Origin of the sequence: Microbacterium bandirmense (assembly GCF_037204185.1) — a bacterium.
GTDB classification, from domain to species: Bacteria; Actinomycetota; Actinomycetes; order Actinomycetales; family Microbacteriaceae; genus Microbacterium; species Microbacterium bandirmense.
In genome coordinates this window covers 1-1,548 of record NZ_JBBDGM010000033.1, presented here as the reverse complement: position 1 = coordinate 1,548, position 1,548 = coordinate 1, and the positions used below count along the sequence as shown (strand labels likewise).

At 67.1% G+C, this 1,548-nt stretch carries 2 protein-coding genes; both read right to left on the bottom strand.

Annotated elements, in window-relative coordinates; genetic code table 11:
• Positions 1-105: 105 nt before the first annotated feature.
• The gene (locus WDU99_RS17200; RefSeq protein ID WP_337333693.1) at positions 106-1,011 is read right to left on the bottom strand and encodes an SseB family protein; all 906 of its coding nucleotides are present in this window, start codon (positions 1,009-1,011) and stop codon (positions 106-108) included.
• A partial coding sequence (locus WDU99_RS17195) for a hypothetical protein (protein WP_337333692.1) occupies positions 1,008-1,548 on the bottom strand: 541 nt, incomplete at its 5' end. The genes WDU99_RS17195 and WDU99_RS17200, both read right to left, overlap by 4 nt.

Here is a 1,548-nt window from a genome sequence, read left to right as displayed (position 1 = left end):
GATCGGCCTCTGCACACTCGAGGCTATTCCTCGATGCCTCACGGTCCAATGGGGAGCGCTACCCATCCCGGGTCGGCGTCCGTACCGTGTCGCGCTTCTCAGCGCTCAGCTATCGCGCTCGAAGACGGGCGCGATCTCGGCGGCGATGGCCGCACCGAGCTGGGTATCGCCCGGCAGAATGTCCAGGCCGACTCCCGAAGGCAGGGTTTCGCCCAACGCCGCGGCGAAGGCGCTGACTGAAGCGGCGTCGCCCATCGGGACGGCAGTCAGCAGCGATCGCCCGCCCGAGACCACCTGAGCCAGCGACACCTGAGCGATCCCGGCACTGACGCTCGCCGTCCGGACCGCCGTCAGCACGCGCGGATCGATCTGACTCGGGCGGCCGAAGCTCACAGCGCCCGCAGGGATCGTGTGCTCGTTCGTGAGCACGAGTCGCTCGTTGAGCGGATTGATCACGATGTCGAGCCCAGGAGCCAGCTGGCCCGCGCTTCCCGCAGGGACCAGCGCTGCGCTCACTCCCGCGTCGACCGCGTTGCTCGCCCATTCGTCGAACAGCTCGCGCGAGGAGAACGCCGGGAGCGTCCTGCTCCCGTCGACCTCGATGGTGAGCAGCCGAGTACCGTCTTGAGAGTTCACTGCGGGCACGAGAAGACCGTAGTTCCCGAGCAGCGGCGCCCCCGTCTTCATCGTCCGCACGCCCGCTTCCTGCATCTGGCGCACGGTCACCCGCGGAAGGAGCGTCGGTTCGCCCTGAGCGCTGCCCTCTGCGGCGAGCATGCCGTCCAACGCCTTCGAGAAGCCGTCGTCGACATGACCGGAATCGAACATCTGGTGGCTCAGGGCGGTCGCGAGTGATCGAGGCTGCAGGCGTCCGTCTCGGACGGCCCGAAGCTCCTCCTCCAGCTGTCTGCGCAGCGAAGAGCTCAGCGCCGCGGGGAACACGCCGTTCGCCGAAGCCGACTCGAGCGCCTGCAGAGCCGTGAGGACGGTGTGCTCATATGTCGTCGTCATGGAATCCTCCCCTGGAAACCTACCGGCAGCCGGTCGACATTCTGAACCCAGGAACTGGGCCAGTCACGGGGCAGGAGGATCTGATCGGCACCGCCCGGCAAGACGGCGCCGGACATGGTCGTCTGCGGAGCCACCGCGCCGATGTTGAGAATCTGGCCCGCAGGCACCTCGATCGTGGCCTCGAACTCGCGCGAGTTCTTCCACTCAGGAAGAAGCGCGCTCTCCATGGTCGCGTTGATCCTGTTACCCGAGGTCGACGTCGTCGCGAAAGCGCCACCTTGCTCCGCGGAGTGTCCGTAGACGCGATACAGCGTCACGGCCTCGGTCGTCTCCACAGTGCGGTACTCGCCGTCAGTGAATGTCGCGGCAAGACTCGGCGGAAGCTCCTGTCGCGGCGCGGGCGTCACGCTGCCATCGATCGCCGTCGGGCGCGTCCGCGTGGTGTCCACGTCGATGTGGTCCTTGTCACGCACCTGGCGGATGACGTCGTCGAGGTGGCCGTCGAGGTTGTCGGCAAGCTGATGCAGCTTGTCCTTC

Bases quoted from the DNA above. Each gene is read 5' to 3' on its own strand.
- WDU99_RS17200 (WP_337333693.1), bottom strand. From the start codon at position 1,011: ATGACGACGACATATGAGCACACCGTCCTCACGGCTCTGCAGGCGCTC.